13 protein-coding genes are annotated in these 14,769 nt (G+C 37.4%); 1 reads left to right on the forward strand and 12 read right to left on the reverse strand.

Annotated features, from left to right (window positions below; all coding sequences use genetic code 11):
• Positions 1–18: 18 nt before the first annotated feature.
• From QZL88_RS08955 to QZL88_RS08990, 8 genes are all read right to left on the reverse strand, one after another.
• Positions 19–711 carry a LytTR family DNA-binding domain-containing protein gene (locus QZL88_RS08955; RefSeq protein WP_296940259.1) on the reverse strand — a complete coding sequence of 231 codons (693 nt, stop codon included), beginning with the start codon at positions 709–711 and terminating at the stop codon, positions 19–21.
• Positions 708–1,376: a histidine kinase gene (locus QZL88_RS08960; protein ID WP_296940261.1), complete on the reverse strand. Its 669-nt coding sequence runs from the start codon at positions 1,374–1,376 to the stop codon at positions 708–710. Before QZL88_RS08960 ends, QZL88_RS08955 begins: the two co-directional genes overlap by 4 nt.
• 740 nt (positions 1,377–2,116) lie before the next feature.
• Entirely contained in the window at positions 2,117–2,332 is a 216-nt protein-coding gene (locus tag QZL88_RS08965) for a hypothetical protein (protein ID WP_296940263.1), read from the reverse strand.
• Complete coding sequence (locus QZL88_RS08970) at positions 2,329–3,297, reverse strand: UDP-3-O-acyl-N-acetylglucosamine deacetylase (protein ID WP_296940265.1); 969 nt, start codon at positions 3,295–3,297, stop codon at positions 2,329–2,331. Before QZL88_RS08970 ends, QZL88_RS08965 begins: the two co-directional genes overlap by 4 nt.
• Before the next feature lie 98 nt (positions 3,298–3,395).
• Positions 3,396–3,887 (reverse strand): thioredoxin family protein, encoded by a 492-nt coding sequence (locus tag QZL88_RS08975; protein ID WP_296940267.1) that lies wholly within the window; start codon positions 3,885–3,887, stop codon positions 3,396–3,398.
• Between the two features lie 37 nt (positions 3,888–3,924).
• Complete coding sequence (locus tag QZL88_RS08980; protein ID WP_296940268.1) at positions 3,925–5,208, reverse strand: TolC family protein; 1,284 nt, start codon at positions 5,206–5,208, stop codon at positions 3,925–3,927.
• Positions 5,198–8,320 (reverse strand): efflux RND transporter permease subunit, encoded by a 3,123-nt coding sequence (locus tag QZL88_RS08985; protein WP_296940269.1) that lies wholly within the window; start codon positions 8,318–8,320, stop codon positions 5,198–5,200. The genes QZL88_RS08980 and QZL88_RS08985 overlap by 11 nt, the downstream gene beginning before the upstream one ends.
• 12 nt (positions 8,321–8,332) lie before the next feature.
• Positions 8,333–9,388 (reverse strand): efflux RND transporter periplasmic adaptor subunit, encoded by a 1,056-nt coding sequence (locus tag QZL88_RS08990; RefSeq protein WP_296940270.1) that lies wholly within the window; start codon positions 9,386–9,388, stop codon positions 8,333–8,335.
• A gap of 160 nt (positions 9,389–9,548) precedes the next feature.
• Between QZL88_RS08990 and QZL88_RS08995 the strand changes: the two genes are divergently transcribed.
• Positions 9,549–10,448 (forward strand): helix-turn-helix transcriptional regulator, encoded by a 900-nt coding sequence (locus tag QZL88_RS08995; protein WP_296940272.1) that lies wholly within the window; start codon positions 9,549–9,551, stop codon positions 10,446–10,448.
• Positions 10,449–10,477: 29 nt separating this feature from the next.
• Here QZL88_RS08995 and QZL88_RS09000 read toward each other — a convergent pair whose 3' ends face one another.
• The 4 genes from QZL88_RS09000 to QZL88_RS09015 form a co-directional block, all read right to left on the reverse strand.
• Complete coding sequence (locus QZL88_RS09000) at positions 10,478–10,714, reverse strand: zinc-binding dehydrogenase (protein WP_296940274.1); 237 nt, start codon at positions 10,712–10,714, stop codon at positions 10,478–10,480.
• A 627-nt stretch (positions 10,715–11,341) separates the two neighbouring features.
• Entirely contained in the window at positions 11,342–11,662 is a 321-nt protein-coding gene (locus tag QZL88_RS09005) for a hypothetical protein (RefSeq protein WP_296940276.1), read from the reverse strand.
• Between the two features lie 141 nt (positions 11,663–11,803).
• Positions 11,804–13,357, reverse strand: a complete 1,554-nt coding sequence (locus QZL88_RS09010) for a hypothetical protein (protein WP_296940278.1) — start codon at positions 13,355–13,357, stop codon at positions 11,804–11,806.
• Positions 13,358–13,390: 33 nt separating this feature from the next.
• The gene (locus tag QZL88_RS09015; RefSeq protein ID WP_296940280.1) at positions 13,391–14,470 is read right to left on the reverse strand and encodes an endo-1,4-beta-xylanase; all 1,080 of its coding nucleotides are present in this window, start codon (positions 14,468–14,470) and stop codon (positions 13,391–13,393) included.
• Between the last annotated feature and the right edge of the window lie 299 nt (positions 14,471–14,769).

A 14,769-nucleotide genomic window follows, 5' to 3' on the forward strand; every position in this document is an offset into this window, starting at 1 on the left:
TTTTATTCACAAAGATATTTAAGAAGAGTAGCGAATAAAAAAATCATCAGCATAAGTTCTTCCGATGGGGAACTCTTTATCTCCTATAAAAATGGTGGTTCCTCTAACAGCTTCAATTTTATTGAATGGTAAAATATAGCTACGATGTACACGGATAAAATCCATAGAATTTAGTTTTTCCATCATATCTTTCATAGACATTCGGGCTACAATCGTTTTGCGGTCTTTTATGTGAATTTTGAGATAATCGGCTAATCCTTCAACATATAGAATGTCCGCTAAAGGAATTTTCACCAGATTAAAATCGGCACGAACAAAGATATTCTTATCTGTACTTTGATCTTGCTTATTGATATAGTCAAAATACTCCTGAGCTTTGGATATAGCTTGTGCAAATCGTTTCAGATTAATAGGCTTAAGTAAATAGTCAATAGCATTTAATTCATAGCTGACAACGGCATATTCACTAAAAGCAGTAGTGAAAATCACCATTGTTTTTTGCCGCAATGCTTTTACTAAGTTGATTCCGGTCATCGCTGGCATTTGTATATCGCAGAAGATCAGATCGACCGGATATTTATGTAGATATTTTAGAGCTTCACTCGGTTGAGTAAATGTTCTTTGAAGATTGATACTATTATTCTTGTCACACAATGATTTAATCACTGTAAGAGCTAACGGTTCATCATCTATGGCAATTGCATTCATCATTGTAAATCGATATATAAAGAAACGAGAAACTGCTTTTCTGTATTATTGATAACCAATAAATGTTTTGATGGGTAAATTAAATTTAACCGATGCTTTGTATTTTCAATACCTAATCCACTTTTTTCATACATATTCTGCTGAATACTTACTTTATTGTTTGACACACTCAACTGAAGTTCTTGCTTATTCATCGTTATTTCGATTTTTATATGGCTTTTTTGCTCAGAATTTACTCCATGCTTAAAAGCATTCTCAACAAAAGGAATAAGTAGCATAGGAGCAATTTGCAAGTCTGGAATATTTTCCATGCAATTATATTCCAGTTTCACGCTCCTGTCTAAGCGAAGCCGTTGTAATTCAATATAATTACTAATATAATTTATTTCATCTTCCAGTAAAACAAAGTCTTGTTGCGTATCCCTCATTGTATAGCGCATCATCTCGGATAGTTTATCTACCATATCCGCAGCTTTGGGTGAGGTATCAATAACTGTCGCATATATATTGTTCAGCGTATTAAATAAGAAATGAGGATTAATCTGTGATTTCAGGGATGCTATTTGTGCTGAAAGTTTCTCGTTTTCTGCCTGCTTTAGTCTCGTGTAAAATGCCCATAAAATAGAAGAGCCGATTGATAAGAGCCACAATACAATAGCATTGATCATAATAACCGGAATGATTTTTTCAACTATCGGTTCTGATTCAGTTAGCCTTTCAGGATTAAAATCAGAGAAATAAAATATTATGCCAAGAGTAAATAACACTATTACTATTATCAATAATAACAATAGAAAATAGAGCCAATTCTTTTTTGAAAATAAGAACCTAGGGATTAGACAAAAATAATTGAAATAAAATGTAATTAACAGCACACTGCTTATCATAAAGCATAGGAAAAGATACTTGATATCAGAAGCCGGATCTAATGAGTTGAATACCTGATCGGTTGAAATATATGGAACAACCAGCAACAACAACCAGACTAAGGTATGTATGGCAATGGTAAGTCGTTTAGTTTTCATAATTATATCTGAAATAAATTGCAAATTAAAGGTTTGTTTGTTTTCCTCCAAAAGAAATGAGAAGAACGTAGATAGTTTAGAGAAGTATGAGGAACAATCATGCTTTTTCGATTATATTGAATATTATTTTTTCTTTCCAACTGATAAACCACCTGTTTAAAAAGAGAATAATAAAAGCAAGGTTTTACCAAAGAACACTCTTTCATAAAAAGGAAGATTTTTTGAGTAAATTCGTAGAGCGAGATCTTGCTATATTATTCTCTGATTATACATTTGTGTTCAGATGAAAGAAAAGAAACTACAATGAAAATTTCTTAATCTACTATCTCTTTCAAAATAAAAAGAACCTAAGATCAATTTCCAATTACAACCTTATTAATCAGTCAATCATGGCTATCCTCTATTATACAGACAACAAAGCCTCCAAATAAAAATCCTAAAACACAATCAACCCAACATTCCGAAGACATTGGATATGCGCCCCAGTAGCAACCCCAAAAATACCAATACAAGTAGCCTAGTATTAGTCCGATAAACATGGCAAAGAATACTGATTTATTTTGAGTTATAAATACCCGTAGCCTTTTCATTATTTTCATGGCTCATTCCAATAAAAGCCTGACATATTCAATGTATTTGATCTTTTTTCTAAAATTATATTCTTTCGGATTTCCTTTGCAAAAAGATTATTGATTGCATGCCCCGGATGATTAGCCTCTATTTTCCCTTTTATGAAATATCCGACTAAAGCAATATCTCCGATTATATCGAGCAGTTTGTGTCGCGCTGGCTCATTTGAGATATTTAATGGCTTATTCATCATATATCCAAGATGATTAGCATTTCGTTTCTTTACATGTAACATATCTGATAGGTTATCCAATTTATCTTGTTGTATAACCTGATCGTAGATTATAATTGCATTGTCTAGATCTCCACCCTTGATGAGATTTTTATCTATTAAGGACTCAATCTCCCGAACGAAAACAAAAGTTCTTGCAGGAGCAAAATCTCTTACAAAAAGAGATAAGTCTGATAAATATGCGCCTTGTTGTTTCAATAGTACCGAATCAAATGAAATACTGCTCTTAATACTGAATGATTCGTTAGGTGTTAAGCTAAGAGATGCACCTGATATTTCATCTCTCACTTTAATTTTTTTTCGGGGGAAACTTAGATATATCCTTTTTGCATTTTGGGTAACAGTTCCTGTTTCTAATATCTTTTGAACAAATGAAATAGAACTTCCATCCATTATCGGAAACTCAGGAGCATCTACATCAATTAAACAATTATCTATTTCGCATCCATATAAAGCGGCTAATGCATGCTCAACAGTTCCTATTTGCATTATTGAAGAGCCTAACACAGTTCTTCTTTCTGTGGACACGACATTCTCTGCCACTGCATCTATGATTGGTTTATTAGGTAAATCTATACGTCTGATTTTATAACCATGATTTTCAGGTGCCGGATTGAATTTTATCTTTACACTCAATCCTGAATGCAATCCCTTTCCTGTAAGCAGAAAGCTGGTTTTCAATGTTCGTTGGTTTATTATCATATTGGATTTACATTAATTATCTCCTTTTTAATTAAGATGGGTGATTAGAATATTTAAACTAATATGCCCAAACTCATTATTGATGCAAATATTTGTTCTCATTTGAGATCACGTTCATATATCATTTCTAAGTTTGAAAAAGGGACAATACCCATAATTCGCTTGTATTCTTGTCCGTTTTTAAATAGCAATATATTGGGTGTCCCTGATATATTATATTTATCAGTAACATCATTTTCATCTTTTATGTTGACAGTATTGAAACGAACCATCTTGCCTTTCTCCAGAGCCAATCGATTCAGTTTACATTCCATGTTTTTGCAAACGTCGGAGTTCGGTTGATAAAACAGGACAAAGGACATTCCCATCGAAATACTGTCCTGAAGTTTATCCGGAGTTATATTTATCAAAGACGAATTGGTTCCCAACTGATCCTGATTCTCTATTTCACGATTCCCAAGAATGTAACAAAGTGAAATAACAACAATCAGTGCGAGTATAAAATACTCTGGTTTGATTCGCATACTCTCTCTCTTTGTTTTGTCGGTATAGGGAACTGCACTATTAGGCGACAGGTATGATATCGCCATGCAGTTCGCCTCTCCGACTAGTATGAAATGAAAAAAATTAACGTCCAGTTACTTGTAAGTATTCAATCCGTTTCTTTTGGTAACCGGTATACGACTCTACATACTTGTCCCGATTTTGCTGCAATAAGGTTTGGGCATCAAGTACATCGGTTAATGTAACCGTACCTGCTTTATAGTAGTTCGTATTCAGTCTTAGGTTTTCAGTAGATTGTTCTACACCGTCTTTTGCCAGTAAAATCTGCTTATAGGCATTATCCAGCTCATTTTTCACATTCTGCATCTGTAAGAGCAACTGTTCTTGTGTGTCAACTTTGTTATTCAACGCAATCTGTTCCTGTATTTTTTGCCGTTTGATAGCATGTGAACCTCCCCACCAACCTGAAAGAGGTACACTTACCGACGCGAATAAAATACCGTTTCCTCTCCATTTATCAATGATGTTCTCACCGTAATAGGATGCTCCTACCGCTACTGTAGGCAAATAATCACCCCTCTTCATCTTTGTTTGTAATTTGGTTGCTTCCACATTTTTGTCGAGTAATTTGCTTTCCATCCTTTCGGATAAAGCTGTGCTATGATCGACATAATATGCTATGGGCGATTCTGCATTTTCAATATCCGGTACAGCAATATCAAAATTATCAGATACGGACAGTTCCAATCCCATTAGCTGGCACATAGACATTTTCACAAGTTTAATCCCATTTTCCAGATTGATATGATTACTTTGTACTTCATTTTTTTTCAGTTTTACCTTCAGTACATCGTTATTTGTTATAAGCCCTGTTTTATAAGACAGTTCCACATCTTTGAGTAGTACATCCAGTTGAGCATCTATTATATTAAGCGTTTTTTCTTTTTCGTATAATGAGACCAATTGCCAATAGAGACCTTCAGTATTTAAGAGTACTTCATTTTCTGATAGTTTTGCCTGGTACTGGCTTACTTCTGTTCCTAAATCAGCGAGTTTGTTCCCTGTTACTATTTTCCCTCCGGCAAATATTGGTTGAGTAACCGTTATCCCAGCTTCAAACCCTTTGTCTAACAAACCCAATGACATTCCTGCCAGATTCAAAGACATCAAGGGATCTTTTGGTAATAGCCCCATACCCGAAGCACTTATCGATGGGAAATAGTTCGTAAACACTTCCTTCTTTGCTTGTTTTGAGGCATCGATCTCTAAACGGCTGTTTTTTATTTTCCGGTTATTCACGATAGCCATCTCTTTACAACTTTCAATATTGTATTTGTTCTGTGCTCCCAGATTTAGACTTGTCATGCACAGTATTATAATTGTAGAGGTAATATATTTATTCTTCATTTTCAATTTTAATTTTAGGTTTATTGTCTTCTTTGCGATATGCAAACCAATACATCAGAGGAAGCATCGTCAAAATAAACATCATTGATATCATTGTGCCGAAACATATAACGGTTCCCATAGGTGCCCAAAGTGGACTTTGACTGACAATCATCGGGATAACTCCCATCGATGCAGCAGCCGATGTCAGAAATATGGGGCGCATCCTTCGTTTACCGGCCTCTATACATGCATCAAGCACCGAGTGTCCGTGTTTATATCTTAGCTCTTCTGTATAATCATACATAATAATGCCATTACGCACAATGATACCGATCAAGCTAACGACACCGAGTACACTGGTTATACTGAAATCGAGCCCCATTATCTTTAATCCGATCACAGCTCCGAGTATACTAAGCAAAGTGGATGACAATACCAAAGTCGCTAAGCTCACTTTCTTAAAATGGAATACCAGAATAAAGAAAATGATAAAGATAGATATAGATAACCCTTTGATTATTTTAGGGAAGTTTTCCTCATGAAAATCTTTTACACCACCATAGGATATGCTGACGCCATGTGATAGAGAATCAGATGAGGATTGATTCTCAACGAGTTTTTCAATTTTTGATTGTACTTGACTCACTTTTTCCCCTCTTTTCAAATCTACATATACCGATAATGTACGTACACCGTTACGTCGTACTATCTGCCCTTGGTTCCAGTCGGCAGATACAGTCGCCACTTGGCGTAGGGGAACTGCCGGCGAAACCAGACCTGAAACATACTCATTTGAAACATCTTCGGCTGTTGGGTCTTTCTTTTCCCATTGTGACTTTAATACGACAGGAACCGAATAATCTCCTTCCCACAAAGTAGTTATCGGGGCTCCTCCAAAACGTGATGCCAGCCCTAATCCTACTATTGCCTCACTGATATCCTGCCGATTTGATTCGACAGGATCGAGTGCGATATTGATCCCCGGTAGTATCTCTTCGTAGTTTGTATAAACCCTGAGAGGTTCATTCATCTGTTTTAATCTGACCATCAGGCTGTCACTGAATTCCTTCAAGTCGCTGATACTATCTCCTGACAAACGGATCTCTATATCGGCATCAACACCCATTTGGTAATCCAACTGTTTAAATTTGACAAACGCATTGGGATAACGGTAAGCATATTTAGAAGCATACTCGTCCAATAAGTTTTCTGTATCGCTGCTGGAAGTTGTATTGACTATGAATTGTGCAAAATTTGTTCCTCCCAATTTTGGCGCATAAACCGTATGAAAACGAGGAGAACCACTACCCATAAAGGCTGTTACAGATAACACCCGCTCATCTTTATGAAGTATTGTCTCCATATCTTTTGCTATCGCTTCAGTTTGTTCCAATGAGCTGCCCTGCGGTAGATAAATTTCTACGGCAAATTGATTGCGTTCTGCTATTGGCATCAGCTTTATCGGTAAGGTAAGAGCTAGTGCAATACCAACGATAATAGACAAGACCCCAATAGATAGGGATAGCTTCGGATAGCGGAAAACAGCTTCGATCAATCGGTTATACGAAGATTGTATTTTGCCGAGCATCGATTTTTTCTTCGGCCTACTCTTATCTGTGACTTCTTCTTTTACTAACCCTTTTTTTATAAATACATATTGAAAATAAGGGATAACCAATATAGCTACCAGTAATGAGATACTCAGTGTGATAAGTATCGTCCATGGGAATGCGATCACAAAGTCATACATTTGTCCGGTGAAGGTTATTAAAAAAGGGAAGAAGGTTATTCCAATGGCTAATGTTGCAGAGAAAATAGCTTTAAAATATTCCTTAGCACTGGCTATGGATGCTTCCCGCCTAGGGATGCCATGATCCAGCTTTTCCAGATAGCTGTCGACAATCACAATCGAATTATCTACAATCATACCCAAGACAACAATAAGGGCTGCAAGCGTTACCGTATTAAGTTCCATTCCGAATGCAAACATCAGACCGATGGAAATAAAAATGGTAATGGGAATAGAAGACGCAGCAACTCCGGCAACACGTAACGGCAGCAGAGTCATGGTTACAATTATTACAGCTATGATAGCCATTAATAATTCTTTCAGAAAGGTATTGGTTGAATCGTTTACCACCTGAGGTTGATCGGCTATTCGTTGTATTTTTATATCATCGGGAATTGTTTGCTGAAATCTGGCAATAACGATGTCTACATCTTTTCCGTACTGAACAATATTATATCCTTCCCTCATTTCTGCCGATAGAATAAGGCAGGCTTTACCATTGTTGGTAGTATAGCTTGTCGGATCCGGGTATTCACGTACCACTCGCGCTATATCTTTCAGGCGGATATGGTTGCCTTGCACATCCGAATAGACTATTTGTTCTTCCAAGTCTCTTTCTGACTGATAAGGACGTGAAATGTGGATGGGAACAACCATATCTGCATTGTCAATTTTTCCACTGGCTGTAATAAATCCCTTGGTTAGTAATGTTTTGTACAGGCTGGCAATATTGATTCCGTAACTTGCTATTTTTTCTTTTTCAATATAGACACTAATCTGTTCGTTTTGAACACCGTAACGACGTAAATTGGATACAGATTCTACTGTTCGTAGCTTGTCCTCCAGATTCTCCATGTAAGTTTGTAACTGGCGCGGAGTTTTGGTATCTGACTCTATCGAAATAAGTAGGGCAGAGGTATCTCCAAAATCATCATTAGCGATAAGAGCCATTACTCCACCTGGTAACTGCATCTTAAACAGAGATAAACCATGTTTTATTTTTGACCAGACTTCGTCCTTATTATTTACATTATCATTCAGCTCCACAAAAACATAAACCATCCCGTCTTTGGAATAAGAATAGGTCTTTGATTTTTTGACTTCTTTGTAGGTAAATAGAAAACGTTCCAGAGGTTTAGTCAGTTGTTCTTCCACTTCTGCTGAAGTAGCACCCGGATATACTCCAACCACGACTCCTTGGCGGATAGTGAAAACAGGAAATTCCTGTTTGGGCATAACCTTCAATGCAAAAATACCGAATATGATGAGTATTCCCACAATAAGCAAAATAATCTTATTGTATCTTATAGACCAGGCTATAAGGCCTTTTTCTTCTTTCATTATGCTTCTTTTTTATTTATTAGTGACTTCAACCACTGATCCCGGGCTTATATTCTGATAGCCTTCGGTAATAAGCTCATCTCCGTCCTTAAGTCCTCCCACAATGGTTACACCGTTACCGATCAGTTTACCTAAAACGACTTCTTTATATACAGCTTTATCCTGGGAGTCTTTCAGCCACACAAAATGTTTACCTGATGCATCCAGTTGCACAGATTTAAGCGGTACAACGATATCCGAGAATTTATTTCCTGTTGAAGTCCTGTCATTAGACAGGTAAGCTTTACAAACCATCCCCGGCATGATGCGGGAATCTTTATTTACGATCTGTACCTTGATGTCATAAGTATGGGATACCGGATGTGCGGATATCCCTTTTTCTACAATTTTCCCATCGAATGAACTATCGTCCAAAGCCGATATTTTAATTGTACAGGCTTGTCCCACTCTCAAAGCTGATATTTCGCGTTCGGGTATTGCAATCTTAACTTTTACCGTATTTATTGTCACCAGATTATAAACAGGAGACCCCGGCATCACATTGGCTCCTGCATCGAGGTAGCGCTTACTTACAATTCCGGAGAAGGGAGCATACAAATTACAATCGGATAATCCTTTACGGGCGATACGTTCAGCGGATTGAGCCTGCTCCAGTGCAGTTTTTACTTCTACATATTGTATCTCCGGCAGGCTGTTGTTGTCATGTAACACGGTTAATCTGTTGTAGGCATCCTGCGCTCTGTTTAAAGCTGCTTTAGATGCATCATACATACTTTGCAGGGATATTGTGTTTAGCCGGGCCAACAGTTGCCCCTTTTGCACAGCTTGCCCTTCCTGGAAGTATATCTGTTCAATATTTCCACCTGTTTGAAAACTTATATCCACGGCGTTTTCACCTTCAACGGAACCGATGTATTCCTGTTTATAACTATTATTCATTGAACTTACCTCCTGTATTTTTACAGGTACTCTGCGTTCCTCATTTTTATCTTCTTTATTCGCAGAACAGGCTACTGTGCCGATTAGGAGCACTCCATAAATGCACTGTCTTAAGACTAATTTATTCATACCTTAATAATTTGAGACTAACTATTTTAATTCCAGTCGCAAATTTCAGCCTATTTAGTAAAATTACTTTTATCAAAATGTTGGAAAATATGTTCAAAATCTTGCTTTTTAGATTATCTTCGTATTACCTATTAAGGAATGTATTTTAATTTGTTAGGCTGTGAATGAGAAGAAATACGCGAAAATATCTCTAGAAGATATTGTGAATCAGAATTCAATACCTGGTATTCAGAATTTTATTATATCGGAAGAAAAAACGTATGTAAAGAATTCTTCAGTCAATTTTCAAAATTCTTTTTTTGATTTGAAATATCCACATGTCTGTGAAGGAATAGGTTTTGCTATTTGTACAAAAGGTAAGGCAAAAATCAGGATTAATCTTCGTGAATATCAATTAGACTCTAGTTCAATTATTACATTACTGCCCAATTATATTATTCAAATACTAGAGCAGGACGGAAATTTAGAGATAGAATTTTTAATGTTTTCTTTTGACTTTGTTTCTGATATTAAGATAGTGGCTGAAGCTGATTTTATCGAGAAAGTGCAACTGGCTACTTATCTGAAGATTGATGAAGAGACAGCTCTCGATTTACTTGAATTTCACGCTTTTATTGTAAAGCAGTATAAAAAGACGAATTATGATGAAGCTATCATGAAGAACTTGCTTATTGCTTTGATGACTAAAGTTTTACTCATTCATCAAGAATCAGATAATAAAAAGAAATCGGAGCCTTTAACCCACAGAGAAGAGATATTTCAGAGTTTTTTAAGGTTGTTATTCAGATATTATAAAAAAGAGCGCACAATAAAATTCTACGCTCAGAAGTTATTACTCACCCCTAGCCATTTGAGTAAGGTTATTAAAGAGGCAAGCCAGAGGTCTGTTTCACAATGGATTGATGAAATAGTTATCATGTCAGCCAAAGCAATGCTCAAAAGTTCCGATATGACTGTATCACAGATAGCAGAAGAACTAAACTTCGCAAATCCCTCATTCTTTGGCACATACTTCAAAAAAAGAACAAACCTTACTCCTTTACAATATAAAGAAAGCTAGTTTTTCAGTTCATCGACTTTCCTTCTTTATTATTCTTTAATTTTTACAATTACTTTATCTTCAGCATGCCCTCTTTGTATATATTCCAGAGCTTCATTTGTTTGCTCAAAAGGGTAAACTTTGTCAAGAATGACCTTGATAATTCCTGACTCTATAAATTTCGTTATTTCTTCAAGCTGACGACCATTTACTTTCATGAAAAGAAATTCATAAGCAATGCCCTTTCTTTTAGCTTTTCTACGAATACCAGAACTTATTACAGACAAAAGAAAACGGATAATCCGAGATGCACCTATATTTTTGCAAAATCAGGTGTTGGTGGCCCAGATATAGAAATAACTTTACCTCCCTTTCTTATATATTAAGTGACTTTTTAAGTGTTTTGGAATCTTGCGATTGATTGGATATTTCCATAAAACAGTCCCTCGTATTCCTGATCAAACTGGTCACCTTTTCTGCCTATTTGGACAAAAGAAAAAACCTTGACTTTCTACTGAGAATCAAGGCTTTACTTCTTTCTGCATCATTTGCTAGTGATCCGCTTTGGACCAACCAATTTGTATCTTAAACCAATGTTTATTAATATTTTACCAAATAACTACTACTACATCAGTAGCGGTTTAGTAGTTATTTTGGGCTTTTTGTTGTCTCTCATAACACCACTTTTGGCTTGGAGTTGACTTGTATTCTTTATATATACAAAGGTATAATGAATATTTGACATGTAATAAATTATTCCTTTTGTTTAAACATATTTGTCTTCAGACATTTGTTCTGTTTTGCTTTTGAATAGACGGCTGAAATATTGCGGATATTCAAATCCAAGTGAAAAAGCAATCTCATCAATCTCATCAACTGAAAGTGTAGTTATCAACAGCAGGCTTTTTGCCTTTTCAATTAAAAAGGTGTGAAATATGCTGTTGTGTATTCACACCTGTCAGATTGCGAAGTAGATCGCTCAAATAGTGCGTAGACATGGCTAATTTGGATGCAATATCATTCGCCGTAATAAGTTTGTCTTTATTATCATCAAAATGTATTTGTAGTATAGACTGAAAGCATGTCAGAATATCTGATTCAACACTATTTCTTGTCCTGAACTGTCGTGTGTAAAAGCGTTCGGCATAATTCAATAGTACACCCAGTTGAGATACTATTATATCCTGACTATGTTCGTCGATGCTCCGCTTATCCTCACTTTCAATATTCTGCATCCCAATACGGCATTCCTTCGATAAGAGGTAGAGACAGGCATTAAATACAAAAGGGACAATAAAATAAACATTTAACAGGCTTGCCTTTCTAGAAGCAAGCCTGTTAAGCAGATAATATTATCTCCAATATACAACTAAGTTTTAAAATATACGTAATACCAGTCCAGGATCGGAATTATCGCCCGTACCTGCTGCCATTAATCCCACGTGGCGTATCACTTCGCTAGGAATTATCAAACGATTATTTTCCAATTTAACTTCATTAGTTATTTCTACTGGGGTATCGCCTGCTAGGTCTTGTGCATAAATCTTATGCTTGCCCCATTCCACATTTTGTGGGAACACGAGAGTTACATCTTTAAAATATCCAAAGATTCCTACCGGAACATCAATATCCTCTACAGGAATTGTCACTCCCACCTCCTTGGTATAGTATTCACGTCCAAGGGTTCTGCTTACCGATACAAGGGCTATAGCTCCATTTGGATACCTTGAAGCTAGTACATAAGGCCGGTCTTCCATACTAGAATCCGAGAGTTCGGGAAGCGCCATTCCACGGCTTACACGTGCTGGAGCTGAAACCTGTACAGCCTCTCCGATTGTATGTGTTTGAACCCAGGTTTCGTTTTCATGAAGTATCCAGTTGTCATGTAATCTCTGCTCGTCTATAGTGTAAGGGACACTGCCAATGCCGAATGGTTCAGCAATGCGATGCCATCTCACCCCACGTATAACCTCATCAATACGGGATTTCACGTTACGTCCAACCTCTGGAAACGGTTTATCAGGAGTGCCATCAGGTAGGTTGCCAAGAAATGGATAACGCATGATACCAATTGCACATCCCAGCCCTGCAGCTATATAAGGTTCGTCTTCACAATTGAGGATACCTTTCGCACCCTCTTCGGCAGAGAAGGGCAACAGGTCGCAGATACGCTGTATGGTAACTGGCTGTGCAGTTATGTTTTCTACATCGTAGGTACGGAATATATCGCTAAAACGGGCATAATGCAAGTGCATAGGTGGGGCGAATTCCCAATAGTTGTGTACAGAAGCATGTTCCACCCACATCCCCGGAGCGTGCTGATGCCCTAGGTTGGTAATCATTCTGCGCCACTCTTTATTGTGACATTGGCGTCCCCAGTCTACTTTCCAATAGCTGAGTCCTGCATGGTTCGACTCTTGGAGGCGCATTGTCCAAAAATCTTTATCCGGTATTTCAGTAAACTTTTCTGCTTTTTCGGCAGCTATCCATCCGCCAGCACCACGCCATCCCCGGCCCTTGATACTGTCGACAAGTTGTTTTAGTCGTTCCTGATCATTCCCTTTAAATGATGGAAAACGCGTTGGGTCAAGTGCAATTGTTCCGAAATTATGAGAGTGGGTAGTATCAGTTACCGGAACATCCCACGAATCATCCATTACAAAAATAAGATCTTTGCGTATTTTCGGGTAAAAGTTAGTCCATCCTTCATATTTCCCTTTCCCGAAAAGGTTTTGTTCTACCATCCCTTTCATTGGGGTGCGCCCATTCATCACATAGGTTTGTACATTCCATGTACAAAAATAATCGGGGGCATTGGATGGTTTATCGGGAATGAGACTTTTAATGTCGCTACTTTCCGTACATGCTATGGCCCCAGCAAGACAAACGATGAAGAATAGACATTTTCTTAATAAATCGGTTGTTTTCATTTCTAATTTGTTTTGAAACAGAGGTTTATATATTTACTTCTCTTTGAGTCCTTCCAAGATACCTTCATAACCTGGCTTATGTTCATATTTTTCGCTGAAAGGCAATACTTTGTCAGGTATTCCTTCATATAGCCATCTCCATGAATATTGATCTGTCACACCCCAGAAGGTAATTCCGAAACGTTGGTTTGCGGGCAGTTCCATCATTGCTTCGGTAGCCCAGCGATAAACTTCTTTTTGTTTCAGTGCACTTTCTTCAGTGAACACATAGTCTGAATTATTTTCCATATTGGTCTGTACATCCAGTTCTGAGATGTGTACTTTCAATCCCTTGGCTCCGGCATCCCTGACAGCTTGTTTGAGTTGCAGATCGTTTATGTTGGCATTGGTATGCATTTGCAAGCCGATACCATGTATAGGAACTCTCTTTTCTATTAGTTCATCCATCAACTTGTTTACAGCGTCACTCTTGACTTTGCTGTACTCTTGTCCGTATTCATTATAAAAAAGTAAAGCATCGGGATCGGCTTTATGTGCCGCACGAAAGGCAATCTCAATATATTCGAGTCCGATTTTCTGATACCAGATGTTTTCTTCAATGCGTATTGAACCATCATCCAGCAGTGCTTCATTTACAACGTCCCATGATACAACCTTACCTTTGAAATGCCCAGCAACGGCCTTAATATATTTTTCAAGTAGCATAATGAAATCTTCACGGGTTCCGGTATAATTCTTTAACCATTCGGGAGTTTCACGATACCATACCAAGGTATGTCCGTGAACACGCATTTTGTTCTTTCTGGCAAAATCAATTATTTCGTCAGCTGCCGCGAAGTCATAAACATCTTTGCCCCGGCTGATAGCAGTCATTTTCATAACATATTCGGCAGTTATACTTGAGAATTCCCTAGCCGCCAATTCCCTGTATTGTGTGTCGTTTTTCAGAAACTCGGGCGAAATGGCACCTCCGAAGGGGAATACTGCTTCCCGCAACGTCTGTTTTTCGGGAGTGGGTAAGTCCTTAGAACTGCCGCAACTGCTTCCAAAATATGTAAGGAAAGCCAATGATCCGGTCAGAATTGCCGCATATATTGCTGTCTTTATTTCCATTATTTTTCAATATTGTTAAAAAAACTTGACAAAGTTGACATATATTTATTATTTTGACTCTGTCAAGTTTTCTTCTATTTGTAGGGCAATCTCTTGTGGTTGCCTGTTTTTATGTATCCCGGGTACCAAAAGGACACCCCTACTTTTTAACCAAATTAGCTACTCTTCGCTCCGCTGAGTGATATTTGACTCGTTTTCGCTTCATCAAACGATGTTTCCGACAACCAACGTTCACAGGAGTGTAGCGTATGTAAATCCGTCAATTTTAGCTAACACTGAACATTATTTCAATGATCCAA

The sequence above is a fragment of the uncultured Dysgonomonas sp. genome (assembly GCF_900079725.1).
Taxonomy (GTDB): Bacteria; Bacteroidota; Bacteroidia; order Bacteroidales; family Dysgonomonadaceae; genus Dysgonomonas.